The 25,308-nt window shown below is 72.6% G+C and carries 24 protein-coding genes and 1 riboswitch; all 24 genes read left to right on the top strand.

The genetic code is table 11. The annotated features are described in order from the left end of the window. Positions 1-7: 7 nt before the first annotated feature. The 24 genes from carA (at position 8) to ribD (ending at position 25,302) form a co-directional block, all read left to right on the top strand. Positions 8-1,204: a glutamine-hydrolyzing carbamoyl-phosphate synthase small subunit gene (gene carA, locus IEY30_RS18000; protein WP_030201854.1), complete on the top strand. Its 1,197-nt coding sequence runs from the start codon at positions 8-10 to the stop codon at positions 1,202-1,204. Further along, positions 1,204-4,539 carry a carbamoyl-phosphate synthase large subunit gene (gene carB / locus IEY30_RS17995; protein ID WP_030201859.1) on the top strand — a complete coding sequence of 1,112 codons (3,336 nt, stop codon included), beginning with the start codon at positions 1,204-1,206 and terminating at the stop codon, positions 4,537-4,539. The genes carA and carB overlap by 1 nt, the downstream gene beginning before the upstream one ends. After that, positions 4,536-5,426 carry a dihydroorotate dehydrogenase electron transfer subunit gene (locus tag IEY30_RS17990; RefSeq protein ID WP_030201863.1) on the top strand — a complete coding sequence of 297 codons (891 nt, stop codon included), beginning with the start codon at positions 4,536-4,538 and terminating at the stop codon, positions 5,424-5,426. The genes carB and IEY30_RS17990 overlap by 4 nt, the downstream gene beginning before the upstream one ends. Then, positions 5,426-6,376 (top strand): dihydroorotate dehydrogenase, encoded by a 951-nt coding sequence (locus IEY30_RS17985; protein WP_030201867.1) that lies wholly within the window; start codon positions 5,426-5,428, stop codon positions 6,374-6,376. Before IEY30_RS17990 ends, IEY30_RS17985 begins: the two co-directional genes overlap by 1 nt. A 58-nt stretch (positions 6,377-6,434) precedes the next feature. After that, entirely contained in the window at positions 6,435-7,277 is an 843-nt protein-coding gene (gene pyrF / locus IEY30_RS17980; protein ID WP_030201871.1) for an orotidine-5'-phosphate decarboxylase, read from the top strand. Positions 7,278-7,302: 25 nt separating this feature from the next. Beyond that, positions 7,303-7,758, top strand: coding sequence for a hypothetical protein (locus tag IEY30_RS17975; RefSeq protein WP_030201875.1), 456 nt, complete (start codon positions 7,303-7,305; stop codon positions 7,756-7,758). A gap of 143 nt (positions 7,759-7,901) precedes the next feature. Further along, a complete protein-coding gene (gene mihF, locus IEY30_RS17970) occupies positions 7,902-8,219 on the top strand; it encodes an integration host factor, actinobacterial type (protein WP_030201881.1) in 318 nt (105 codons plus the stop codon). Next, the gene (gene gmk, locus IEY30_RS17965) at positions 8,219-8,839 is read left to right on the top strand and encodes a guanylate kinase (RefSeq protein ID WP_030201884.1); all 621 of its coding nucleotides are present in this window, start codon (positions 8,219-8,221) and stop codon (positions 8,837-8,839) included. The genes mihF and gmk overlap by 1 nt, the downstream gene beginning before the upstream one ends. Before the next feature lie 101 nt (positions 8,840-8,940). Continuing rightward, positions 8,941-9,204, top strand: a complete 264-nt coding sequence (rpoZ, locus tag IEY30_RS17960; RefSeq protein ID WP_030201887.1) for a DNA-directed RNA polymerase subunit omega — start codon at positions 8,941-8,943, stop codon at positions 9,202-9,204. Further along, entirely contained in the window at positions 9,201-10,469 is a 1,269-nt protein-coding gene (gene coaBC / locus IEY30_RS17955) for a bifunctional phosphopantothenoylcysteine decarboxylase/phosphopantothenate--cysteine ligase CoaBC (RefSeq protein ID WP_506051758.1), read from the top strand. The genes rpoZ and coaBC overlap by 4 nt, the downstream gene beginning before the upstream one ends. Before the next feature lie 94 nt (positions 10,470-10,563). Beyond that, a complete protein-coding gene (gene metK, locus IEY30_RS17950) occupies positions 10,564-11,787 on the top strand; it encodes a methionine adenosyltransferase (RefSeq protein ID WP_030201893.1) in 1,224 nt (407 codons plus the stop codon). Positions 11,788-11,803: 16 nt separating this feature from the next. Next, the gene (locus IEY30_RS17945; RefSeq protein WP_030201895.1) at positions 11,804-13,846 is read left to right on the top strand and encodes a primosomal protein N'; all 2,043 of its coding nucleotides are present in this window, start codon (positions 11,804-11,806) and stop codon (positions 13,844-13,846) included. 82 nt (positions 13,847-13,928) lie between these two features. After that, positions 13,929-15,209, top strand: coding sequence for a saccharopine dehydrogenase family protein (locus tag IEY30_RS17940; RefSeq protein WP_030201898.1), 1,281 nt, complete (start codon positions 13,929-13,931; stop codon positions 15,207-15,209). An 85-nt stretch (positions 15,210-15,294) separates the two neighbouring features. Beyond that, complete coding sequence (locus tag IEY30_RS17935) at positions 15,295-15,831, top strand: ArsR/SmtB family transcription factor (RefSeq protein WP_030201900.1); 537 nt, start codon at positions 15,295-15,297, stop codon at positions 15,829-15,831. Next, positions 15,828-17,102: an MFS transporter gene (locus tag IEY30_RS17930; protein WP_052358873.1), complete on the top strand. Its 1,275-nt coding sequence runs from the start codon at positions 15,828-15,830 to the stop codon at positions 17,100-17,102. Before IEY30_RS17935 ends, IEY30_RS17930 begins: the two co-directional genes overlap by 4 nt. A gap of 42 nt (positions 17,103-17,144) precedes the next feature. After that, the gene (def, locus tag IEY30_RS17925) at positions 17,145-17,690 is read left to right on the top strand and encodes a peptide deformylase (protein WP_030201904.1); all 546 of its coding nucleotides are present in this window, start codon (positions 17,145-17,147) and stop codon (positions 17,688-17,690) included. A gap of 1 nt (position 17,691) precedes the next feature. Next, on the top strand, positions 17,692-18,639 hold the full coding sequence (gene fmt / locus IEY30_RS17920; protein ID WP_030201907.1) for a methionyl-tRNA formyltransferase: 948 nt from the start codon (positions 17,692-17,694) through the stop codon (positions 18,637-18,639). Next, positions 18,632-20,197 (top strand): RsmB/NOP family class I SAM-dependent RNA methyltransferase, encoded by a 1,566-nt coding sequence (locus IEY30_RS17915; RefSeq protein WP_030201908.1) that lies wholly within the window; start codon positions 18,632-18,634, stop codon positions 20,195-20,197. Before fmt ends, IEY30_RS17915 begins: the two co-directional genes overlap by 8 nt. Before the next feature lie 100 nt (positions 20,198-20,297). Continuing rightward, the gene (locus IEY30_RS17910; protein WP_229675078.1) at positions 20,298-21,074 is read left to right on the top strand and encodes a class I SAM-dependent DNA methyltransferase; all 777 of its coding nucleotides are present in this window, start codon (positions 20,298-20,300) and stop codon (positions 21,072-21,074) included. A 29-nt stretch (positions 21,075-21,103) separates the two neighbouring features. Beyond that, positions 21,104-21,760, top strand: a complete 657-nt coding sequence (gene rpe, locus IEY30_RS17905; RefSeq protein WP_030201910.1) for a ribulose-phosphate 3-epimerase — start codon at positions 21,104-21,106, stop codon at positions 21,758-21,760. 153 nt (positions 21,761-21,913) lie between these two features. Then, a complete protein-coding gene (locus IEY30_RS17900; RefSeq protein ID WP_030201912.1) occupies positions 21,914-22,306 on the top strand; it encodes a hypothetical protein in 393 nt (130 codons plus the stop codon). A 419-nt stretch (positions 22,307-22,725) separates the two neighbouring features. After that, positions 22,726-23,100 carry a YciI family protein gene (locus IEY30_RS17895; RefSeq protein WP_030201914.1) on the top strand — a complete coding sequence of 125 codons (375 nt, stop codon included), beginning with the start codon at positions 22,726-22,728 and terminating at the stop codon, positions 23,098-23,100. A gap of 75 nt (positions 23,101-23,175) precedes the next feature. Next, a riboswitch (FMN riboswitch) is annotated at positions 23,176-23,304 on the top strand. A gap of 117 nt (positions 23,305-23,421) precedes the next feature. Beyond that, entirely contained in the window at positions 23,422-24,180 is a 759-nt protein-coding gene (locus IEY30_RS17890; RefSeq protein ID WP_030201916.1) for a nicotinamide mononucleotide transporter family protein, read from the top strand. 3 nt (positions 24,181-24,183) lie between these two features. Further along, entirely contained in the window at positions 24,184-25,302 is a 1,119-nt protein-coding gene (ribD, locus tag IEY30_RS17885; protein WP_081920619.1) for a bifunctional diaminohydroxyphosphoribosylaminopyrimidine deaminase/5-amino-6-(5-phosphoribosylamino)uracil reductase RibD, read from the top strand. Positions 25,303-25,308 lie beyond the last annotated feature (6 nt).

The following is a 25,308-nucleotide window of genomic DNA, read 5'->3' as shown; positions in this document are numbered from 1 at the left end:
CTTGACCGTGCCGAGCCGGGACGGCAGGCCCGCCCGCAGGCGCGAGGCCGCGGCTCTCGTCCTCGAGGACGGCCGTACCTTCCGCGGAGCGTCCTACGGGGCCGTCGGCGAGACGGTCGGCGAGGCGGTCTTCTCCACCGGCATGACCGGCTACCAGGAGACCCTGACCGACCCGAGCTACCACCGTCAGGTCATCGTCATGACGGCGCCCCACGTCGGCAACACCGGTGTCAACACCGAGGACGACGAGAGCACCCGCATCTGGGCCGCAGGCTACGTCGTCCGCGACCCCGCGATCCGCTCGTCGAACTGGCGCGCGACGCGCGACCTCGAGGACGAGCTCGTCGACCAGGGCGTCGTCGGCATCTGCGAGATCGACACCCGCGCCCTGACGCGCCACCTGCGCGAGCGCGGCGCCATGCGCGTCGGCATCTTCAGCGGCGACGCCGCGGGCCGTCCGGAGGCCGAGCTGCTCGACGCCGTGCGCACGAGCCCGCAGATGGCCGGCGCCGCCCTCGCCGCCGAGGTCTCGACCACCGAGCCGTATGCCGTCCCGGCCGTCGGCGAGAAGCGCTTCACCGTGGCCGCGATCGACCTCGGCATCAAGGCGATGACGCCGGCGCTCATGGCGCAGCGTGGCATCGAGGTGCACGTCCTGCCTGCGACCGCGTCGATCGACGACGTGCTCGCGGTGGGGGAGTCCGGCCCCGACGGGGTCTTCTTCTCCAACGGTCCCGGTGACCCGGCCAGCGCCGAGCACGAGGTGGCGCTGCTGCGCGAGGTCCTCGACCGCCGCATCCCGTTCTTCGGCATCTGCTTCGGCAACCAGCTGCTCGGCCGCGCGCTCGGCTTCGGCACCTACAAGCTGAAGTACGGCCACCGCGGCATCAACCAGCCGGTCATGGACCGCACCACCGGCAAGGTGGAGGTGACCGCCCACAACCACGGCTTCGCCGTGGACGCGCCCCTCGACAAGGACAGCGACACGGCGTACGGCCGCGTCCGCGTCAGCCACGTGTGCCTCAACGACGACGTCGTGGAGGGGCTGGAATGCCTTGACCTGCCGGCCTACTCGGTGCAGTACCACCCGGAGGCGGCAGCCGGCCCGCACGACGCCGCCTACCTCTTCGACCGCTTCCTGGAGCTCATGACCAACCGACAGACCACCCACCAGCAGATCTCGGCGAGCGAGGGGACCCACTGATGCCGAAGCGTGATGACATCAAGAGCGTCCTCGTCATCGGCTCCGGGCCGATCGTCATCGGCCAGGCCTGCGAGTTCGACTACTCCGGCACCCAGGCCTGCCGCGTGCTGCGCGAGGAGGGCATCCGCGTCATCCTCGTCAACAGCAACCCGGCGACGATCATGACCGACCCCGAGTTCGCCGACGCGACCTACGTCGAGCCGATCACCCCCGAGGTCGTCGAGGCGATCATCGCCAAGGAGCGACCCGACGCGGTGCTCGCGACCCTCGGTGGCCAGACGGCCCTCAACTGCGCGATCTCGCTGCACGAGAACGGGGTCCTGGAGAAGTACGGCTGCCCGCTCATCGGAGCCAACGTCGAGGCCATCCAGCTCGGCGAGGACCGCGAGAAGTTCAAGGGCGTCGTCGAGCGGTGCGGTGCCGAGTCCGCCAAGTCCCTCATCTGCCACTCGATGGACGAGCTCCTCGCGGCCGCGGACGAGCTCGGCTACCCGGTCGTCGTGCGCCCGTCGTTCACGATGGGCGGGCTCGGGTCGGGCTTCGCCTACGACGAAGCCGACCTGCGCCTCCTCGGCGGCGCCGGCCTCCAGTACAGCCCCACGACCGAGGTGCTCCTCGAGGAGTCGATCCTCGGCTGGAAGGAGTACGAGCTCGAGGTCATGCGCGACCACGCCGACAACGTCGTCGTCGTCTGCTCCATCGAGAACCTCGACCCGATGGGCGTGCACACCGGCGACTCGATCACCGTCGCTCCAGCGCTCACCCTGACCGACCGCGAGTACCAGCGGCTGCGCGACATCGGCATCGCCGTCATCCGCGAGGTCGGCGTCGAGACCGGCGGCTGCAACATCCAGTTCGCCGTCAACCCGGCCGACGGCCGCATCATCGTCATCGAGATGAACCCCCGCGTCTCCCGCTCGAGCGCCCTGGCCTCCAAGGCGACCGGCTTCCCGATCGCCAAGATCGCCGCGAAGATGGCCATCGGCTACACGCTCGACGAGGTGCCCAACGACATCACCCGCGAGACGCCGGCCAGCTTCGAGCCGACCCTCGACTACGTCGTCGTCAAGGTGCCGCGCTTCGCGTTCGAGAAGTTCCCGGCCGCTGACCCCACGCTGACGACGACGATGAAGTCGGTCGGCGAGGCGATGGCGATCGGCCGCAACTTCACCGAGGCCATGCAGAAGGCGCTGCGCTCCCTCGAGAAGAAGGGCGCGAGCTTCCACTGGGACGGCACGATCACCAGGGTCCAGGCCGAGCGGGCGCTCGAGGAGGCCAAGGTCCCGACCGACGGCCGCATCGTCCTCGTGCAGCAGGCTCTGCGCGGCGGTCTCACCGTCGAGCAGGTCCACGAGGCCACCGGCATCGACCCGTGGTTCCTCGACCAGATCGCGCTGCTCAACGACGTCGCGACGATGCTCGCCGACGCCGAGCAGCTGACGCCCGAGCTGCTCCGCCTCGTCAAGAAGCACGGCTTCAGCGACGCCCAGGTCGCGTCCATCCGCCGTATGCCGGAGGCCGTCGTCCGCGGGGTGCGCCACGCCCTCGGGGTGCGCCCGGTCTACAAGACCGTCGACACCTGCGCGGCGGAGTTCGCGGCGCGCACCCCGTACCACTACAGCTCCTACGACGAGGAGACCGAGGTCGAGCCGCGCGAGCGCCCGGCCGTCATCATCCTCGGCTCCGGCCCCAACCGGATCGGGCAGGGCGTGGAGTTCGACTACTCCTGCGTCCACGCGTCGTTCTCCTTGCGCGACAAGGGATTCGACACGGTCATGGTCAACTGCAACCCCGAGACCGTGTCGACCGACTACGACACGAGCAGCCGCCTCTACTTCGAGCCGCTGACCCTCGAGGACGTCCTCGAGGTCATCCACGCCGAGAGCCAGGCCGGCCCGATCGCGGGTGTCATCGTCCAGTTCGGCGGCCAGACGCCGCTCGGGCTCGCCCAGGCCCTGGAGGACGAGGGTGTGCCGATCGTCGGCACGTCGCCCGGTGCCATCCACCTCGCCGAGGACCGTGGCGCCTTCGGCCAGGTGCTCGCCAAGGCGGGCCTCATCGCCCCGAAGCACGGCACGGCCTACAGCTCCGACGAGGCGCTCGTCATCGCCCGCGAGATCGGCTACCCGGTGCTCGTGCGGCCCTCGTACGTCCTCGGCGGCCGCGGCATGGTCATCGTCTACGACGACGACTCGCTCGTGACCTACATGGAGAAGGCCACGGAGGCCTCGCCGGAGCACCCGGTCCTCGTCGACCGCTTCCTCGACGACGCGATCGAGATCGACGTCGACGCGATCTTCGACGGCGAGGACATGTACCTCGGCGGGATCATGGAGCACGTCGAGGAGGCCGGCATCCACTCGGGCGACAGCTCGTGCACCCTGCCGCCCGCCACCCTCGGCGACGGCGAGCTCGAGCGGGTCCGCGTCGCGACGCGCAAGCTCGCCGAGGGCATCGGCGTACGCGGCCTGATGAACGTGCAGTTCGCCCTGGCCCAGGACATCCTCTACGTCATCGAGGCCAACCCCCGCGCGTCGCGCACGGTGCCGTTCGTGGCCAAGGCGACCGGCGTGCCGATCGCGAGCGCCGCGGCGCGCGTCATGCTCGGCGCCTCCATCGCGGAGCTGCGCGAGGAGGGCCTGCTGCCGGCCACCGGCGACGGGAGCCGCATGCCCGACCACGCCCCGGTGTCCATCAAGGAGGCCGTGCTCCCGTTCAAGCGCTTCCGCACCAAGGAGGGCGTCGCCGTCGACTCCCTCCTCGGTCCCGAGATGCGTTCGACCGGCGAGGTCATGGGCATCGACGTCGACTTCGGCTCGGCCTTCTCCAAGGCCCAGCAGGGCAGCGGCTCGGCCCTGCCTCGCTCCGGCGCGATCTTCGTGTCGGTCGCCAACCGCGACAAGCGAGCCATGCTCTTCCCGGTCAAGCGCCTCGTCGACCTCGGCTTCACGATCCTCGCGACGCGCGGCACCGCAGCCGTGCTGAAGCGCAACGGCATCGAGGCCACCGTGGTGCGCAAGATCACCGAGCGGGACGGTGACGCCCCGGGGGAGAAGTCGATCGTCGACCTCATCCTCGACGGCACGGTCCAGATGGTCGTCAACACCCCGTCGGGGCAGGACGCCCGCGCCGACGGCTACGCCATCAGGGCCGCGACGACGAGCGCCGACAAGCCGATCATCACGACGATCGCCACGCTCGCGGCGGCCGTCCTCGGCATCGAGGCCGGCCTGACCGAGGAGATCCGGGTGAAGTCCCTGCAGGACCACGCCCGCGACCTCGACCTCTACGGCCGGCACGAGTCGCGCGCCGCCACGGCGGCGGTGGGCGCATGAGCGAGCGCGCCGTGCGGGCCCGGGTGACCCAGGAGGTGGCCGAGGTCATCGCCACCCGACGGGTCGGGGCCTACCAGCACATCACCCTCGTCGCACCGGGCGTCGCCGAACTCGCGCGCCCGGGCCAGTTCGTCGCGCTCGCCGTGGGCGGCGAGACCTCGGGCACCCTGCTGCGGCGGTCCTTCTCGATCCACAAGGTGAGCCCGAGCGGCACCTACGGCGGCACCGTCGAGATCGTCGTCTCGGCCGTCGGTGTCGGCACGCGCTGGATCGTCGAGCGCGAGCCGCACGACACGATCGACGTCGTCGGGCCGCTCGGCAAGGCGTTCCCGCTTCCCACTGAGCCCGTCGCCTGCGTCCTCGTCGGTGGCGGCTACGGCAGCGCGCCGCTCTTCTGGCTCGCCGGCGAGCTGCGCGACCGCGGCTGCCACGTCGAGATGGTGCTCGGCGCCGCGAGCGAGGACAAGCTCTTCGGCGTCGTCGAGGCCCGTCGCAGCTGCGACGGCGTCACGGTCACGACCGACGACGGCTCCGCGGGTCAGCGGGGCTGGGTCAGCGACCCGCTGCCCGAGATCATCGACCGCACCGGGGCCGGCGTCGTCTACGGCTGTGGCCCCATGGGGATGCTCGAGTCGATCACCCGGGTCGCGCAGGCGCACGGCGCCGTCGCCCAGGTGGCCGTCGAGGAGTCGATGGCCTGCGGCGTCGGGGTCTGCATGACCTGCGTCATGCCGGTCGTCGGCTCCGACGGGAAGACCCGGATGGTGCGCTCGTGCGTCGAGGGACCCGTCTTCCGCGGCGACCGCGTCCGCTGGGACGCCTTCGACGGGGGTCACGCGCGCGTCCCGGACGATGCCGTCGGCGCCCCGAAGGTGGGTGGCCACTGATGGTCGACCTGTCCACGGACCTCGGGGCGGGCCGCCGCCTGCCCAACCCGCTCATGACGGCCTCGGGCTGCGCGGCCAACGGCAAGGAGCTGCACCGCTTCTTCGACGTCGCCGACCTCGGCGCCTTCGTCACGAAATCGGTCATGGCCGACCCCCGGTCGGGTCGTGGCACCCCGCGCATGGCCGAGACGCCCTCCGGGATGCTCAACTCGATCGGCCTGCAGGGGCCGGGCATCGACGCGTTCGTCGACGAGGACCTGCCGTGGCTCAAGTCCGTCGGCGCGCGCGTGCTGCCCTCGATCGCCGGCAGCTCGAGCACGGAGTACGCCCACGTCGCGGCGACCCTGCGCGCCAGCCGGGCCTTCGACGCCGTCGTCGGCGTCGAGGTCAACATCTCGTGCCCCAACGTCGCCAACCGAGGCCTCGTCTTCGCGTGCGACCCGCTGGCCTCGGCCAAGGTCATCGCGCTCGTGCGCGAGCAGCTCCCGCGCGACATCCCCGTCTACGCCAAGCTCAGCCCGGACGTCACCGACATCACCGCCATCGCGGCGGCCTGCGTCGAGGCCGGCGCCGACGGCCTGACGATGATCAACACCCTGCTGGGCATGGTCATCGACACCGACCGCATGCGCCCCCAGCTCGGCGGCGTCACGGGGGGCCTCTCCGGGCCGGGCATCCGCCCCGTCGCGGTGCGCGCCGTCTGGCAGGTGCGCCAGGCGATGTTCGAGGGTCGCATGCCGACGGTGCCGATCATCGGCGTCGGGGGAGTCCGCACGGGGCACGACGCCCTCGAGCTCGTTGCCGCCGGAGCCAGCGCGATCCAGGTCGGCACGGCCGTCTTCAACGACCCGTCCGCGCCGGTGCGGGTGCTGCGCGAGCTGTGCGAGCTGCTCGAGGCCAAGGGCTTCGAGCGCTTCGCCGACGCCGTGGCCGTCGCGCACGGCCGGTGACGAGCCCCCTCGACGCGGCCCCGACCACACAGACACCCAGGACGAACGGAGACCGACGATGAGCAAGGCCTTCGGGGCCCGCCTCCAGGACGCGATGCGGACCCACGGACCGCTGTGCGCCGGCATCGACCCGCACCGGGCGCTGGTCGAGTCGTGGGGCCTGTCCTACGACGTCGCCGGTCTCGAGCGGTTCGCGCTGACCTGCGTCGAGGCGTTCGCCGGCCGGGTCGCCGTGGTCAAGCCGCAGTCGGCCTTCTTCGAGGTCTTCGGCAGCCGCGGGCTCGCCGTGCTCGAGCGGGTGCTCGTCGAGCTGCGCGAGGCGGGCACGCTGACGATCCTCGACGCCAAGCGCGGTGACATCGGGTCGACGATGTCGGCGTACGCCGAGGCCTACCTGGGCGAGCATGCCGTGGCCCCGCCCGACGCGCTGACGGTGAGCCCCTACCTCGGCTACGGGTCGCTGCGGCCCGCGATCGACGTCGCCACCAGGACCGGCCGTGGGCTCTTCGTCCTCGCCCTGACCTCCAACCCCGAGGGAGCGGGCGTCCAGCACGCCACGCGCGACGGGGAGTCGGTCGCGGGCTCGATGGTGCACGGGGCCCGGGACGACAACGCGCCCGCGCGCGGCCGGGGTGAGCTCGGCAGCGTCGGTCTCGTCATCGGCGCGACCGTGGGCAGCGCCGTCCAGGACCTCGGGCTCGACCTCGTCGAGGCCGCGACGCCCGTGCTGGCCCCGGGCTTCGGCGCGCAGGGCGGCACCGTCGAGTCGCTCGCGTCGACCTTCGGACCCGCCCGGGACCAGGTGCTCGCCTCGTCCAGCCGCGAGATCCTCGGCGCCGGCCCCGAGCCCAGCCGTCTCGTCGCGCAGACCCAGCGTGTCGTCGAGTCGCTGCGCGGCTGACGTCGGGCGGCCAGGGGACGCTTCGGTGGAGTCGCAGGACGGCGCCGGCCACACGGCATACGGTGTGGAGATGTCGACGCGGGTGGGGCGCAGGGAGGTCGGGCGCACGCCCGGACCTCGCGCTGGGCGCGCGCTGCTCGTCCTGCTCGTCACCATGACCGCCCTCGGCGGTTGCGCGTCGTCGCCCGGGGACTACTGCGACGTGCTCCGCTCGGTGCAGGCCGACTGGAAGGGCGGCACCGCGGTGCTCCAGGACCCCGCGGCCGCCGCCCGGTTCATGACCTCCGTCACCGAGGTCGAGGCGAGCGCGCCCGACGAGGTGAAGGCCGACTGGGCCTCGCTGCGCACGCTCGTGCAGCAGTTCACGGTCGCCAACCCCGACCTGTCGGGCCTGACCAAGCGGATGCAGGGTTTCGAGGCCTCGGCCAAGCGCATCGAGGTGCATGCGCGGGAGACCTGTCAGGTCGACCTGTCGCGCTGAGGGCGAGGGCCGCGGCCACCGGATTGCCCGGCCCCGCGTTGCGGCCCGTGCTGCCCGCTCGCTAGGTTCGGCGGAGACAACACGAGACGTGAAGACGACGGGGGCGCGGGGCGCTCCCGAAGGCAGCAAGGAGACCGAAGACCGTGGCGCTTCCACCGCTCACCCCCGAGCAACGGGCCGCAGCACTCGAGAAGGCTGCCGCCGCGCGTCGGGAGCGGGCCGCGGTCAAGAACCGGCTGAAGTACTCCAGCGGCTCGCTCGCCGAGGTCCTCGAGGACGGCAAGGTCGACGCGGTCATCGGCAAGATGAAGGTCACCGAGCTGCTCGAGTCGATGCCGGGCGTCGGCCGCGTCCGCGCCAAGGCGATCATGGCCGAGGTGGGGATCGCCGAGTCGCGCCGCGTGCGTGGCCTCGGTGCCAACCAGGTCGCGGCGCTGCTGCACCGCTTCGAGAAGCCGTGATGGCGGCGGACACGACCTCGACCGCGGAGCCCCAGCACGACGCAGCCGGACCCCGTCGGGGCCGGCTCACCGTGCTCGCGGGCCCGACGGCCGTCGGCAAGGGCACCATCGCGGAGTACGTCCGCACGCACTTCCCGGGTGTCTGGTTCTCCGTCTCGATGACGACCCGTCGACCGCGCCCCGGGGAGGTCGACGGCGTGCACTACCACTTCGTCGACGACCAGGAGTTCGACCGGCTCGTCGAGGCCGGCCAGTTCCTCGAGCACGCCGTCGTGCACAGCGCCGCGAAGTACGGCACCCCGCGCGGCCCGGTCGAGCGGGTCATCGCGAGCGGGCGCGACGCCCTGCTCGAGATCGACCTGCAGGGCGCGCGCCAGGTGCGCGAGACGTGGCCCGAGGCCCTCTTCGTCTTCCTCGCCCCGCCGAGCTGGGACGAGCTCGTGCGCCGTCTCGTCGGCCGGGGCACCGAGGGCGAGGCCGAGCGGGAGCGCCGGCTGGACACGGCGCGGGCCGAGCTGGCCGCCCAGAGCGAGTTCGACGAGGTCGTCGTCAACGACGATGTTCGTCGGGCGAGCGAAGAACTCGTATCATTGATGAGATCGGGACGCGCCGACCGGTGAGTCCCGCCCTGATGTGTGCCAGCCCACGGCATACGGCCGCGTGGCCGTCGACGTCGCGTCGCACACCTCACGCCCGCTGAAACCAACGAAACGAGATCACTGTGTCCGGTACCCAGGCAGCTCCCATCGGCATCACCAACCCGCCGATCGACGACCTCCTGACCGTTGCCGACTCGAAGTACGCGCTCGTCATCTACTCCGCCAAGCGCGCTCGTCAGATCAACGCCTACTACTCCCAGCTGCAGGAGGGCCTGCTCGACTACGTCGGCCCGCTCGTCGAGACCGAGGTCCACGAGAAGCCGCTGTCGATCGCGCTGCGCGAGATCAACGAGGGCCTGCTGACCTCGACGCCCACCGAGGCCTGAGCACCGCAGAGGGGTCGGAGCAGCCGATGCGCGTCGTGCTCGGGGTGAGTGGCGGCATCGCCGCCTACAAGGCGTGCACGCTGCTCCGGCTCTTCAGCGAGCACGGGCACGACGTGACGGTCGTGCCCACCGCGGCGGCCCTGCAGTTCGTCGGGGCGCCGACCTGGTCGGCCCTGTCGGGCAAGCCCGTGAGCACCGACGTGTGGACGTCGGTCCACGAGGTGCCGCACGTGCGCATCGGGCAGTCCGCCGACCTCGTCGTCGTCGCCCCGGCCACGGCCGACCTGCTGGCCAAGGCCGCGCACGGCCTGGCCGACGACCTGCTCACCACCACGCTCCTCACGGCGCGCTGCCCGGTCGCGTTCGCGCCGGCCATGCACACCGAGATGTGGGAGCACCCCGCGACCCAGGCCAACGTCGCCACCCTCCGCTCGCGCGGCGCGCACGTCATCGACCCCGCCGTGGGCCGCCTGACCGGCAAGGACACGGGTGCGGGCCGCCTCCCCGAGCCCGAGGCGTTGTATGCCGCGTGCCTCGCGATCCTCGAGGGTGACGGTGACGCGCCTGCCGAGGCTCCCGTCCGCGACCTCGAGGGCCGCCGTGTCGTCGTGTCCGCCGGCGGCACCCGCGAGCCGCTCGACCCGGTGCGCTACCTCGGCAACCGCTCGTCGGGCAAGCAGGGCGTGGCCATCGCCCGGGCCGCGGCCGAGCGCGGCGCCAAGGTCACCCTCGTCGCCGCCAACGTCACCGTCCCCGTGCCCGACGGCATCGACGTCGTGACCGTCGAGACCACCCTCGAGCTCCAGCGGGCCGTCGAGGACGCGGCGAGCGACGCCGACGTCGTCGTGATGGCCGCAGCCCCGGCCGACTTCCGGCCGGCCGCCGTCAGCGACAGCAAGATCAAGAAGTCCAGCGACCCCGACGCCGGCCTGCGCGTCGAGCTCGTCGAGAACCCCGACATCGTGCGCGGGCTCGTCGAGGCCCGTGCGGCCCGGGGAGCGAGCACGCCCTTCGTCGTGAGCTTCGCGGCCGAGACCGGCGACGCGCAGGGCAGCGTCATGGACCACGCCCGAGCGAAGTTCGCCCGCAAGGGCAGCGACCTGCAGGTCGTCAACGAGGTCGGCACCGACCTGACCTTCGGCAAGGACGACACCACCGTGCACCTGCTGCGTCGCGGGTCCGACGAGGCGACGACGGTCGGTCCGGCGTCCAAGGACAACGTCGCAGACGCGCTCTGGGACACCATCTCGCCCCTGTTGGACTGAGCACTAGACTCTCGCCCCAACGTGGCCTGCCATCCGCAGGCCCCGGGCCGCCGAACCACCCGCACCAACTCCGCACCCGACCGAGGGAGAGCAAGTGTCCGCACGTCTGTTCACGTCCGAGTCCGTCACCGAGGGGCACCCGGACAAGATCTGCGACCAGATCAGCGACTCGATCCTCGACGCGCTGCTCGAGCAGGACCCACAGGCCCGTGTCGCGGTCGAGACGATGGTCACGACGGGTCTCGTCCACGTTGCCGGCGAGGTGTCGACGACGGCCTACGTCGAGATCCCGAGCATCGTCCGCGAGACCATCCTCGAGGTCGGCTACGACGGCTCCCAGAAGGGCTTCGACGGGCGCACCTGCGGCGTCTCGATCTCCATCGGTGCGCAGTCGCCCGACATCGCCCAGGGCGTCGACACGGCCCACGAGCACCGCACGGGTGACATCGAGGACATCCTCGACAAGCAGGGCGCCGGCGACCAGGGCCTGATGTTCGGCTACGCCTGCGACGACACCGCGGAGCTCATGCCGCTGCCGATCTTCCTGGCGCACCGCCTCTCGGAGCGCCTGACGCAGGTGCGCAAGAGCGAGGAGCTCGCCTACCTGCGCCCCGACGGCAAGACCCAGGTCACCATCGCCTACGAAGGTGACAAGGCGATCGCGCTCGACACCGTGGTCCTCTCGACCCAGCACGCACCCGACGTGTCGCTCGACGGCATGCTCGAGCCCGACATTCGCGCCCACGTCATCGAGCCCGTGCTCGCCGAGCTGCGCGACAGCGGCACCGACCTCGACGTCAGCAGCTACCGCGCGCTCATCAACCCGACCGGCCGCTTCGAGATCGGCGGCCCGATGGGTGACGCCGGCCTGACTGGCCGCAAGATCATCGTCGACACCTACGGCGGCATGGCCCGTCACGGTGGTGGCGCCTTCTCGGGCAAGGACCCGAGCAAGGTCGACCGCTCGGCCGCCTACGCCATGCGCTGGGTCGCCAAGAACGTCGTCGCCGCGGGCCTGGCCCGTCGCTGCGAGGTCCAGGTCGCCTACGCCATCGGCAAGGCCCAGCCCGTCGGTCTCTACATCGAGACCTTCGGCACCGAGACCGTGCCGGTCGACTCGATCCAGCAGGCCATCGGCGACGTCTTCGACCTGCGCCCGGCCGCGATCGTCGACGCCCTCGACCTGCTGCGCCCGATCTACCGTCCGACGGCGGCCTACGGCCACTTCGGCCGCACCAAGGCCGACGGCGTGGAGAACCCCTTCACGTGGGAGCGCACCGACCGCGTCGAGGCCCTGCGCAACGCCGTCTCCCGCTGAGGATAGGTTCGCCCTCGTGGGCGACGACAACGACACGAGCACGCAGCGACCGGCCGCAGGGCCGGTCGCTGCTGTCGTCGTCGAGACCCCGCTCGCGCATCTCGACCGTGTCTTCGAGTACGCCGTCCCGGACGAGCTCGATGCGGACGCCGTCCCCGGAGCGCGCGTGCGGGTGCGGTTCTCCGGCCGCGAGCTCGACGGCTTCGTCGTCGAGCGCCGTGACGAGCCGCAGCACGCCGGCCGGTTGACGCCGCTGCGTCGGGTCGTCAGTGCCGAGCCGGTCCTGACCCCCGAGGTGCTCGCTCTCTGCCGCGCCGTCGCCGACCGGTATGCCGGCACGCTGAGCGACGTGCTGCGCCTGGCAGTGCCGAAGCGCCACGCGACTGCTGAGCGCAACCTGGCGATGGAGGCGCCTGCCGTGGAGGAGGTGACGCCGCCCGAGCCCGGCCCGTGGACGGCCTATGCCGCGGGACCGGCGTGGCTGCGCCGGGTCGCGTCGGGGGAGGGGCCGGCTGCGGCCTGGGCCGCGCTGCCGGGGCGGCGCGGGGACGCCGACTGGCCGACGGCGCTGGCCGTCGCCGCGGCGACCGCCCTGTCCGCCGGTCGCGGCGCTCTCGTGGTCGTGCCCGACCACCGCGACGTCGACCGCCTCGACGCGGCCCTGACCGCGGTGCTGGGCAAGGGCCGGCACGTGCGGTTGACGGCCGACCAGGGGCCTCAGGCGCGCTACACCGCCTGGCTCAAGGTGCTGCGCGGGCACGTCAAGGTCGTCATCGGCACGCGCGCGGCCGCCTTCGCACCGGTCCACGACCTCGGGCTCGTCGCCTGGTGGGACGACGGAGACGACCTGCTCGCCGAGCCCCGCGCGCCGTACCACCACGTCGGCGTAGTCCTCGGCCTGCGGGCCGCGGCCACGGGGGCGGCGCTGCTCGCCGGGGGCTTCGGCCGCAGCCTGCGCATGCAGGTGGACGTCGAGTCCGGGGCGCTCGTGCCGGTCGAGGCGGAGCCGGCACTGCTTCGGGCAGCGGCCCCGCGGGTCACCATCGCCGGCGAAGGCCTCGACGAGGAGCGCGACGGCCCCTCGGCGCGGGCCCACATCCCGTCCCGGGCGTGGCGCGTCGCCAAGGACGCACTCGTCGACGGGCCCGTGCTCGTCCAGGTGCCGCGTCGCGGCTACCTCCCGTCGCTCAGCTGCGCCGAGTGCCGCACCCCGGTCCGGTGCGCCCGCTGCCAGGGCCCGGTGGCGCTCGGGGCGGCCGGGTCGGCGCCCGCCTGCCGGTGGTGCGGCCTGTCCCTCGCCGGGCACGGCTTCGCGTGCGAGCACTGTGGGTCGCGCCGGCTGCGCTCGTCCGTCACCGGTGCCCGTCGCACGGCCGAGGAGATCGGCCGCGCGTTCCCCGGCTTCCCCGTCCACACGTCCGGGTCCGGTGAGGTGCTCGCCTCGGTCGGCCGTGAGCCCGCTCTCGTCATCGCCACGCCGGGCGCCGAGCCAGTGGCCGACGGTGGCTACACCGCGGTGCTCCTGCTCGACGCGTGGGCCAGCCTCGACCTGCCCACGCTCGACGCACCGCTCGAGGCGCTGCGCCGGTGGATGGCGGCTGCCGCCCTCGCGAGGGAGGGGCGGGCCGTCGTGCTGAGCGGGGCCCCCGAGGCCGTGGCCCTGCCGGCCGTCGAGGCCCTCGTCCGGTGGGACCCGGCCTGGCTCGCGGCGCGCGAGCTCGCCGAACGCCGTGAGCTCGGTCTGCCACCTGCCGTCCGGATGGCACAGCTGACGGGTGGCCGGCGGGCTCTCGAGGAGGCGCTCGAGCAGGCCGACCTGCCTGCAGCGGCCCAGGTGCTCGGCCCGGTCCGGCTCTCGCACACGAGCGGCCCGCCGCGTCGGCCGCCCGTCGACGGGGAACCGGAGCGGGCACCCGCCGACCACCACGCGCTCGTGCGCGTCCCCGCGTCCGAGACCGAGTCGCTGACGCGGGCACTGCTCGCGCTCAAGGCCTTTCGTTCCGCGCGCAAGGAGACCGACATCGTGGCGGTCCGTGTGGACCCGCTCGAGATGTTCTGAGCCACGACCTCACTGACACGTCGCTGACAGGTCGCCGACACGTCGGCCGGACCGGAGTGCCCGCTCGTGACAGAGTGACGGCATGCCCGATCGCGAGCTCGACATCGTCCTCTACGGCGCCACCGGTTTCGTCGGGGCCCTGACCGCCGCCCACCTCGCCCGGAACGCCGGACCCGATGTGCGGATCGCCCTCGCGGGACGCTCGCGGCCCAAGCTCGAGGCGCTGCGCGTCGAGCTCGGCGCCGAGGCGTCGTCGTGGGAGCTCGTCGCGGTCGACGCGACCGACGCCCCGGGTCTGCGAGCTCTCGCCGCCCGCACCCGGGTCCTCGTCACCACGGTCGGCCCCTACGCGACCCACGGCAAGGAGGTGGCCCGTGCCTGCGCCGAGTCCGGGACGCACTACGCCGACCTCACCGGCGAGGTGCTCTTCGTCCGGTGGTCGCTCGACGAGCTCGACGCCCGGGCCCGCGAGACGGGCGCGGCGATCGTGCACGCCTGCGGCTTCGACTCCATCCCCTCCGACCTCGGCGTCCTGACGACGGCCGAGCGGGCCGCCGCCGACGGTGAGGGGACGCTCGCCGAGACGACCCTGCTCGTGCGCTCGCTCAAGGGCGGCTTCTCAGGCGGGACCGTCGACTCCGCGCGGCAGCAGGCGATCACGGCCCGGTCCGACGCGGGCGCACGCCGGGCCCTGGGCGACCCCTACGGGCTCAGCCCGCGACGCGCAGAGGAGCCGTCGTCTGGCCGCCGCCCCGCCACGGGCGTCCTCGACCGCCTGCGGCGAATGGTGCCCGTCGAGCGTGACCCCCGGACGGGCCGGTGGACCGGTCCGTTCGTCATGGCGTCGTTCAACACGCGCATCGTGCGCCTGTCCAACACCCTGACCGACTGGTCCTACGGGCGCGACCTGCGCTACCGCGAGGCGACCGACTTCGGCTCCAGGCCGATGTCTCCCGTCATGGCCGGCGGCATGGCCGTCGGGCTCGGGGGAGTCGTGGCGGGGATGGCCTTCCGGCCGACCCGGGCCGTGATCGACCGCTTCCTGCCCAAGCCGGGGGAGGGGCCGAGCCCGGAGACGCAGGCGGCCGGCCGCTTCCGCCTCGACATCCGCTCGACGACGACGACCGGCGCGCGCTACCGGACCAGGGTGGGCGCCGACTACGACCCCGGCTACGGCGGCACGGCCGTCATGCTCGGGCAGACGGCGCTGTCGCTCGCCCTCGACGAGGGAGTGCCCCGGCGCGCGGGCGTGTGCACCCCGGCCACAGCGCTCGGGGACGTCCTCGTCGAGCGCCTGCGCGCCCAGGGGTTCGTCTTCGACGTCGAGCGTGACGACCAGCGCGACGACCAGCGCGGCGACTGACGTCCTCGGGCGGTCGGAGACGGCCTGGCCAGACCCCCAAAGAAACGCTTGACGGTCGAGCCGACCCGAAGGCATACTCCCAAACATGTCTTTGGAGGACGAGCGGATCAGCGAGCTCCGCGCCACGGCCCACCCGCTGCGGCTGCAGATGCTCTCGCTGCTGACCGGCGCCGAGCTGAGTGCCGCCGAGGTCGCGCGCGAGCTCGGCGTCACCCAGGCGAACGCGAGCTACCACCTGCGCCTGCTGCACTCGGCCGGCCTGCTCGAGGTGGCAGGTGAGGAGAGCGTCCGCGGAGGGCGGGCGAAGAAGTACCGCCACCCGTGGGACGCCGAGCGTCCGCGGAGCACGTCGGCCACGGAGGACGACCGCCTCGCCTATGCGCGGGTGCTCGCCGACGCGATCCCGCGACGCTTCGCCACCCGCCGGCGCGGCGAGCGCGCGCAGTTCACCGACGCGGACCTGTGGGTCGAGCCGGAGGTGTGGGACCAGGTGTTTGCCCTCGTCACCGAGGCGAGCCGGCTCTTCCACGCCGCCGCCCGACCTCCGCGCACCGAGGGCACCGTGCGGGCCAACCTCTCGGTCGCCGCGTTCCGGCTCGAGGGTGAGGGGGAGGCCCGATGAGGATCCAGGAGTCGCTCGGCGCCTTGGGGGACCGTCGCTTCGCGTGGTACTTCACGGCGCGCACCGTCTCGACCGCGGGCTCGGTCATGGTGCCCGTCGCCCTCGCCTTCGCCGTGCTGCACATCGACCAGTCCGCCGGCGCCCTCGCGCAGGTGCTCGGGGTGCGCACCCTGACGATGGTCGTCTTCCTGCTCGTCGGCGGCGTGGTCGCCGACCGCTTCTCGCGGATCGTCGTGCTCCAGGTGTCGCACGTGCTCACGTGCCTCACCCAGGCGCTCGCGGCCTATCTCATCATCAGCGGTGACGCGACGCTGACCCAGCTGACGGTCATCGAGGGCGTCAACGGCGCCGTCTCGGCGTTCACGATGCCCGCGATGGTGGGGGTCGTCCCGCTCGTCGTCGACCGGTCCCGCCTGCAGCAGGCCAACGCGCTGCTGTCCTTCAGCCGCAGCGGCCTGTCGATCATCGGTCCCGCCGTCGCCGGCCTGCTCGTCGTGGGTGTCGGTCCCGGGTGGGCGCTCGCCGTCGACGCGCTGACGTATGCCGTCGCCACCGTCTGCCTCGCCCGCGTCGGTCTGCCGCGTCGCTCCGAGGACGCAGGCGCTCCGCGCCACTCGATGGTGCGCGAGCTGCGCGAGGGGTGGGGCGAGTTCACCCGGCGCGAGTGGCTGTGGGTCATCGTGCTCGTCTTCGGGCTGACCAACGCCATCCACACCGGCGTCGTCGGCGTGCTCGGACCGCTCATCGCGAAGTCGTCCGCGTCGATCGGAGAGGCCGGCTGGGGCATCGTGCTGAGCGCCGAGGCCGTCGGCACCGTCCTCATGACCCTCGTGATGCTCAGACTGCGGCTCCGGCACCCCCTGCGCACCGGGATGCTCGCCATCTGCGTGCTCGCGGTGCCCATGGTGCTGCTCGGGGTGGCTCCGGCCCTGGTGCCCGTCGCCGTGGGCTTCTTCCTCGCCGGCGCCGCGGTCGAGGTGTTCGGCGTCGGGTGGAGCACCGCCCTGCACGAGCACGTGCCGGTGTCGGTCCTCTCGCGGGTCTCGAGCTACGACGCCCTCGGGTCGTTCGTCGCGATTCCCATCGGCACGTTCCTCTACGGCTGGCTGGCGACGGCCGTCGACACCGAGACCCTCATGCTCGTCAGCGCGGGTGTCTACGTCGTCATCTCCCTCTCGGCGCTGCTGTCGCGCTCGGTGCGCGACCTGAGCCGCACGAGCGAGGACCCCGCGACGACCGGGGCGGCGGCCGACGAGCCGGCACGGTCCTAGACTGGCGGCGCCCCAACGCCTTCCACGACTCCCTGGAGACCTGTGTCGATCAAGGACATCCGACTCTTCGGCGACCCGGTCCTGCGGACCGCGGCCGCCGAGGTCACCGACTTCGACAAGCAGCTGCGCGTCCTCGTCAAGGACCTCGAGGACACGATGCTCGACGCCCCCGGCGCAGGACTCGCCGCGCCGCAGATCGGCGTCGGCCTGCGGGTCTTCACCTACTGGGTCGACGGCGTGCTCGGACACCTCGTCAACCCCGTGCTCGACCTCTCCGACGACGAGCAGGACGGACCCGAGGGCTGCCTGTCGATGCCGGGCCTCGCCTTCGACACCAAGCGCGCGCTGTCGGTCGTCGCCAAGGGGCAGAACATGTGGGGCGAGCCCGTCCGGCTCGAGGGCACCCAGCTGCTCGCCCGCTGCGTGCAGCACGAGACCGACCACCTCGACGGCATCCTCTTCGTCGACCGCCTCGACCCGGAGGCGCGCCGCGAGGCGATGCGCGCCATCCGCGAGGCGGACTGGTTCGCCGACAACCCGCCCGAGGTGCGCATCAGCCCGCACTCCACCTTCGGCCGGGCGATGTGACATGAGAGTCGTCTTCGCCGGCACGCCCGAGGTGGCCGTGCCCAGCCTCGATGCCGTCGCGTCCTCCCGGCACGAGCTCGTCGGGGTCGTCACCCGGCCCGACGCGCCGTCCGGTCGCGGGCGGCGGCTCGAGGCCTCGCCCGTCAAGCGCCGCGCCGAGGAGCTCGGGGTGCCGGTGCTGACCCCGGTCCGCGCCAAGGACCCGGACTTCCTGCGCGACCTGACGGCGCTGGCACCCGATGCGTGCCCTGTCGTCGCCTACGGCAACATCGTCCCGCCCGACGCGCTCGCGATCCCGCGCCTCGGGTGGATCAACCTGCACTTCTCGCTCCTGCCCGCTTGGCGCGGAGCCGCGCCTGTGCAGCACGCCATCATGGCCGGTGACGAGGTGACCGGTGCGTCGACCTTCGTCCTCGAGCGCGGCCTCGACACCGGACCCGTGCTCGGAATCATGACCGAGACGATCCGTCCGACCGACACCTCCGGCGACCTGCTGGACCGGCTGGCCACGGCGGGAGCCGGGCTGCTCGTCGCGACCCTCGACGGTCTCGAGTCCGGTGAGCTCGTCGCGGTGCCGCAGCCGACCGAGGGCGTCTCGCTCGCCCCGAAGATCGAGGTCGACGACGCGCGCATCGTCTGGACCCGGCCGGCCATCGCGGTCGACCGGCTCGTGCGCGGCTGCAGCCCGGCGCCCGGGGCGTGGACCACGTTCAGGGGAGAGCGCCTCAAGGTCTCACCCGTGAGCATCGCCTCGGTCGGCGACCTCCCTGACGGCTCGCCCCTGGCTGCAGGCGAGCTCGTCGTCACGAAGAGGGCCGTCTTCGTCGGCACCGGCACCGGGCCGGTGCGCCTGGGCACGGTGCAGGCGCACGGCAAGAAGCCGATGCCGGCGGCGGACTGGGCGCGGGGCACGCGCATCGAGGCGGGGGAGCGGGTCGGCGATGAGTGACGAGCGACGAGGACACGGTCCGAGGGGCGACGGCCGTGAGGGTGTGGGTCGAGGTGGCGACGGCCGGCGCGGTGAGCGCCAGCGTCCGCAGGCCCGCGAGCGCTCGGCCGGTCACCGGTCCGAGCAGCGACCCTCGGAGCGAGCCCGGCGCACGGATGCGCCGAGGCTGGCCGCCTACACGGCGATGCGCGAGATCGCCGACGGCGCCTACGCCAACCTCGCGCTGCCGAAGCTGCTGCGCGACAAGCGGATCGGCGGTCGAGACGCCGGCTTCGCCACGGAGCTCGTCTACGGCGCCACGCGCCTGTCGGGGCTCTACGACGCGATCATCGCGTCGGCAGCGGGACGACCCGTCGACAAGATCGACGCCAACGTGCTCGACACGCTCCGGCTCGGCGTGCACCAGCTGCTCGGCATGCGCGTGCCCAGCCACGCGGCCGTCGACGAGACCGTGGCCCTGGCCCGCCAGGTCAACGGCGCCGGCGCCGCCGGCTTCGTCAACGCTGTCATGCGGCGCATCAGCGAGCGCGAGCCCGGGGTCTGGGCCGATCTCGTCACCGAGGGTGTCAGCGACCCCGTCGAGCGTCTGGCCCTGCGCACCTCGCACCCCGTCTGGATCGCGAAGGCCCTCCGGGCGGCGCTCATCGGGCACGGAGTCGCAGGTCCGGCAGACGTCGACGCGTCGCTGACGGCGCTGCTCGAGAGCGACAACGCGCCGGCCAAGGTGTCGCTCGTCGCGCGCCCGGGTCTCGCGTCGCTCGACGAGCTCGAGGACGCCGGAGCCGAGCGCTCCGGGCTGAGCCCCGTCGGGGCGACGCTGCCGGAGGGTGACCCCGGAGCCATCGCGGCCGTCCGCGACGGGCGCGCCGCCGTGCAGGACGAGGGCTCGCAGCTTCTCGTGCTCGCGCTGGCCGGCGCAGAGACCGAGGGTGACGCGGCCCGGCACGAGCGCTGGCTCGACCTGTGCGCCGGCCCCGGCGGCAAGGCCGGCCTGCTCGCCTCGCTCGCCATCGAGCGGCGAGTCCCCTTTGTGGCCAACGAGATCAGCGAGCACCGTGCCGACCTCGTGTGGCAGACGCTCGCGGCGGCGCGGGTCGCTGCACGTGAGGCCGACACGAGCCTCAAGGTGCGGCACGGCGACGGGCGTGACCTCGGCGAGGTCGAGCCCGGAGGCTTCAGCCGCGTGCTCATCGACGCGCCGTGCACCGGGCTGGGGGCGCTGCGGCGTCGGCCCGAGGCCCGGTGGCGACGGACGGCGGGCGACGTCGCGGCGCTGGCCGGGCTGCAGCGCGAGCTGCTCACCTCGGGCATCGACGCCACCGCGACCGGCGGTCTCGTCGGCTACGCCACCTGCAGCCCCCACCTCAACGAGACACGCTTCGTCGTGGCCGACGTGCTCAAGCGCCGCGACGACATCGAGCTCGTCGACGCCCGCCCGTTCTTCGTCGACGCGGCCGGACGCCAGCTCCCCGATCTCGGCGAGGGGCCGTACGTCCAGCTGTGGCCGCACGTCCACGGCACCGACGCGATGTTCTTCGCCCTGCTGCGCAAGCGGTAGGACTGACGAGGACGTCTCCGGACGCTCGGGCCCCGTCCGTCGGCGCGCGGGGGCCGGAAAACCGTTCGCGCGCCGACGGACCGGTGGGCAGGGTGGTGGCGTGACGGCATACGCGATCGACGACCTCGAGCCCAGCCCCTTCGACGAGCGGGTGGCCCCGGGCTACGACGCGGGCTCGGCCCACATGTTCGCGCCGGAGGTGCTCGGCCCGACCGTCGACGTGCTTCACGAGCTGGCGGGGAAGGGGCCGGCGCTGGAGCTCGCGATCGGCACCGGTCGGGTGGCCCTGCCGCTGACGGAGCGCGGCGTCGAGGTGCACGGCATCGACTTCTCCGAGGCGATGGTCGCGCAGCTGCGGAGCAAGCCCGGCGGCGACCGGCTGCCGGTGACGATCGGGGACATGGCGACGACGCAGGTCGGCAGCGGCTACCGCGTCGCCTACCTCGTCTACAACACCATCACCAACCTGCTGACCCAGGACGCGCAGGTCGAGTGCTTCCGCACCGTCGCGGCGCAGCTCGCGCCCGGGGGAGCGTTCGTCATCGAGGTCTTCGTGCCGCAGCTGCGCCGGATGCCTCCGGGGCAGACGGCGGTCCCCTTCCACGTGGGGCAGCGTCACGTCGGCTTCGACACCGTCGACGTCGTGACGCAGCTGTCGGTGTCGCACCATTACACGCAGGCCGGGGAGGACGCCGACGGGCGCCGCATCGCGCGGTACGGGGCGTCGGCGCACCGCTACGTGTGGCCTGCCGAGCTCGACCTCATGGCGCGCATCGCCGGACTGACCCTGCGCGACCGCTGGGCCGACTGGGACCGATCGCCGTTCACCGCCGAGTCGCAGTCGCACGTCTCGGTCTGGACCAAGGCCGCGGAGTGACACCGACGGCCCGGCCCTAGGCTGTGCGCGTGCAGATCTCACCGAGCATCCTGTCCGCCGACTTCGCCAACCTCGAGGCGGAGCTGGGGCGCATCGCGAGCGCCGACTGGGCGCACGTCGACGTCATGGACGCCCACTTCGTGCCGAACCTGACCCTCGGCCTGCCCGTCGTCGAGGCGCTGCTCAAGGTGAGCCCGATCCCGATCGACGCGCACCTCATGATCGAGGACCCCGACCGTTGGGCGCCCTCCTACGCGGAGGCCGGCTGCCAGTCGGTGACCTTCCACGTCGAGGCGGCGCGTGACCCGCGTGCCCTCGCTCGGACGCTGCGCGCGGCCGGCGCGCGGGCCTCGATGGCGCTCAAGCCGGGCACGGCGTTCGCGCCCTACGAAGAGCTGCTGCCGGACCTCGACATGGTGCTCGTCATGACCGTCGAGCCCGGCTTCGGCGGCCAGTCGTTCATGGCCGACCAGATGCCCAAGGTGCGCCAGGTGCGCGAGGCCGTGCGCCGCCACGGCGGCGAGATCTGGGTCCAGGTCGACGGCGGGGTCAGCGCCGACACCATCGAGCAGTGCGCCGAGGCGGGGGCGGACGTGTTCGTCGCCGGGTCGGCCGTCTACGGGGCCGACGACGCTGCGCAGGCGGTCGAGGAGCTGCGCGCGCTCGCGACCGGGCACCGCCACTGACGAGCCCGAGACAACCACCTGCTCCTCGACGTGGCGCGGCAGCACGCCGCGGTTTCCCCGCCCTGGTGAAGCATGGCCCGCAGGGGTCGGCGGCATCGGCTGGCCGGGGGTCGTCGTGGCGCGACTGTCCTCGGCGCGTGACAGGGTGCCGGCATGAGGATCTACGTCTCGGGGCCGGTCGCCGACGTCGTCACGGTGCGGCAGGTCCAGGACGCCGTGCTCGCTGCGGGCCACGAGCTGACCTTGGACTGGAGCGCGGACGTGTCGTTCGCCGAGGACTACGCGAGCCAGGTCGAGCGATCTGACCGGATGGCCTCGGAGGCGCTCGACGCAGTGGTGCAGGCGGACGCCGTTCTCGTCGTGGCCTCCGAGCACGACGGGCGGGGGATGTTCGTCGAGCTCGGAGCAGCGCTCGTGCGAGCCCGGGCCGGCGACCTCGCCCACGTCGTCCTCGTCGGGGAGATCCGGCACGAGAGCGTCTTCTGCCTCCACCCGCTCGTGCAGCGGGTGCCCACCGTCGAGGCGTGGTTCGCAACTCTGTCCTGATCCGCAGACGCTGCTGTCGTTCCGTGCTGCGGTACCGTCGCTCGCCCCGGCCGGTCGTGCGTTTGGACCTGCGACAGGAGGGCATGTGGGGGTATGCGGCTGCGCGACCACAACAAGGGTGACCTGGCTCTGACGACCCTGACCTTGGCGGTCGCGGCGGCGGCGGCTGTCAGTGAGACCGCCCAGTGGGTGGGTCGGCGTCGCCGCCGACGTGGCCACCAGAAGGCCGCCACTCACGCACGGCCACGCGCGTCTCGATGAACTCCCCATCCGGCTCCCTCGGTGGGAGTCGAGGCCGCTCGTACGAAAGGGTCAGCCGGTCGGGCTGTCACCCTCCATCGCGGCCGTCGTATCGGCAGACTGCTGTTCGTAGCGTCTGTAGTGGCGGACACCGGGTGCGCCCGACGAAGGGGAGCGCGATGCCTCAGTACCTCATCTACTTCAACCAGCAGTGGGTCGGCGACCACGACGAGGCGTGGTTCGAGGGCCGCGTCGAACCGTCCACGGCCGTCATTCGGGACATGCAGGACGAAGGCGTCCTGGTCTACGCCGGCGGACTGGTCGAGGAGCTCGAGGAGGCCGCGAGCGCGGACGCCACGAGCGGCGAGCTGGTCGTCACCGACGGGCCCTTCGTCGAGACCAAGGAGTGGCTCGGCGGGCTGACCATCGTGGACGTGCCCGACGACGAGGTCGCGCGCATGTGGGCGGGGCGGGTGGCGCAGGGGTGCGGCTGGCCGCAGGAGGTGCGCCGCTTCAAGGGCGGGTCGTTGCAGGCGGTCGTGCTCGGGGGATGAGCTGCGGCTGCACCCGTGGTGGCCGTCACGCGGTCACGGTGTGACCTGCGTCCGGTCACGGGTGCATACTGGCTCTACGTGCTCCGGGGTCGGTGTAATTCCGAGCCGGCGGTTAAAGTCCGCGACCCGACCGCATCCAGCGGCCGGTTGACCTGGTGAAATTCCGGGACCGACGGTGAAAGTCCGGATGGGAGGCAGCACGAAACAGGCCGTCGTGGCCTGGGCCGTCGGCGTCGTCCGTGCCGGCCCGGACCGCGTGGGCGTGTGGAGGTACCCCGGAGTTCGTCCGTGCCACGACGAACCACCAAGGACGAACACCACATGCAGGCTCTTGCTCTGGCCGACCAGACGAAGAACGTCTTCCAACAGGCCATCGACGCCACGATCCCCATTGGGCCCTACCAGCTGCACTGGCTGGAGCTCATCGGCGTGCTCATCGGGCTCGCCTCCGCCTACCTCGGCATGCGTCGCTGGGTGTGGGCGTGGCCGGTCGGGATCCTCGCCAACATCATGCTGTTCTTCGTCTACCTCGGTGCCGTCTTCGGCGCCGACGAGCGGATCCCGCTGTTCGGGCAGGCCGGCCGTCAGGTCTTCTTCATCGTCACGAGCATCTACGGCTGGTGGCGCTGGTCGCAGGTGCGCCGGCTCAACCACGCCGACGACGCGAGCGGCGTCGCCATCACGCCGCGGTGGGCCACGAGTCGCGAGCGCGTCGCCGTCGTCGCCTTCTGGCTCGTCGGCACCGTCGTGGTGCACCAGGCGTTCGTCTGGCTCTGGAACCTTTCGCCGAACCCGTTCTTCACGCCCGAGTGGTGGTTCTACTGGTGCGACGCGTGGATCTTCGTCGGCTCGATCGTCGCGACCTACGCCATGGCGCGCGGCTGGAACGAGTTCTGGCTCGCCTGGATCGCCGTCGACCTGGTCGGTGTGCCGTTCGCCTTCGCGACCGACTACGTGCCGACCGGCGTGCTCTACACGTTCTACGGCCTCTTCGTCATCTACGGCTTCACCCAGTGGGTCAAGGTGTCGCGCGTCGCCGAGCGTGACGTCGAGCCGCAGCTGACCGGGACGTCGAGCTGACCCATGGGTGACACCGCGGCCCCGGCCTGGATGCGGCGAGCCCTCAAGCTCGCCGCCTCGGGGCCGTGGCCCGACCCCAACCCGCGCGTCGGGTGCGTCATCGTCGCGCCCGACGGCGCGGTCGTGGGGGAGGGCTTCCACCACGGCGCCGGGACCCCGCACGCCGAGATCGAGGCGCTCCGTGAGGCGGGCGACGCTGCGCGAGGGGCGACGGCCTTCGTCACCCTCGAGCCGTGCTCGCACACGGGGCGCACCGGCCCGTGCTCCTCCGCCCTCGCCGAGGCCGGCGTCGCGCGCGTCGTCTTCGCCCAGTCCGACCCGAACCCCGACGCCGCCGGCGGTGCCGAGCGGCTGCACGCCGCGGGGGTCCACGTCAGCGGTGGCGTCCTCGCCGACGAGGCGGCCGCGGTCAACGAGCGCTGGGCCCGCACCGTGGCGCTCGGCCGCCCGCTCGTCACGTGGAAGCTGGCCACCACCCTCGACGGTCGCAGCGCGGCCGCCGACGGCAGCAGCCAGTGGATCACGGGCGAGGAGGCCCGGGCCGACGTCCACCTGCTGCGCGCGACCCGCGACGCCGTCCTCGTGGGCACCGGCACCGTCCTCGCCGACGACCCCAGACTCACAGTGCGTATGCCGGGTGGCGCGCTCGCGCCGGACCAGCCCCTTCGCGCTGTCATGGGGTTGCGAGCCGTCCCGCCCGGCGCGCGTGTCCGCGACGAGCCCGGCACATTGGTCCATCTGCAGACTCAGGACCCGCGCGAGGCGCTGGACCTGCTGTGGCACAGGGGGATCCGCGACGTCTGGCTCGAGGGAGGCCCGACGCTCGCAGCGGCCTTCCTCGGCGCCGGCCTCGTCGACGACGTCTACGCCTATGTGGCACCGGCCTTGCTCGGCGCCGGCCCCGCCGCGGTCGCCGACCTCGGCATCAGGTCCGTCTCGGACGTCCGGCGCCTCGAGCTCGTCGACGTCGCCGTCGTCGGGGGAGACGTCCGCATCCACGCGGTGCCCGTCCCCACGTCCGGCCCGTCCAGCACACGACACGCCATCACCGCCGCCGTCGCGGCCACCACCACCGGTGCCGGCACACCCGCCGCCGACCCGCGCGCACCCGCAGAACCCTGAGGAGAC

Source organism: Terrabacter tumescens (assembly GCF_014646815.1).
Taxonomy (GTDB): domain Bacteria; phylum Actinomycetota; class Actinomycetes; order Actinomycetales; family Dermatophilaceae; genus Terrabacter; species Terrabacter tumescens.
The sequence above is the reverse complement of the archived record's forward strand: the minus strand, read 5'-3'. Positions and strand labels throughout refer to the sequence as shown.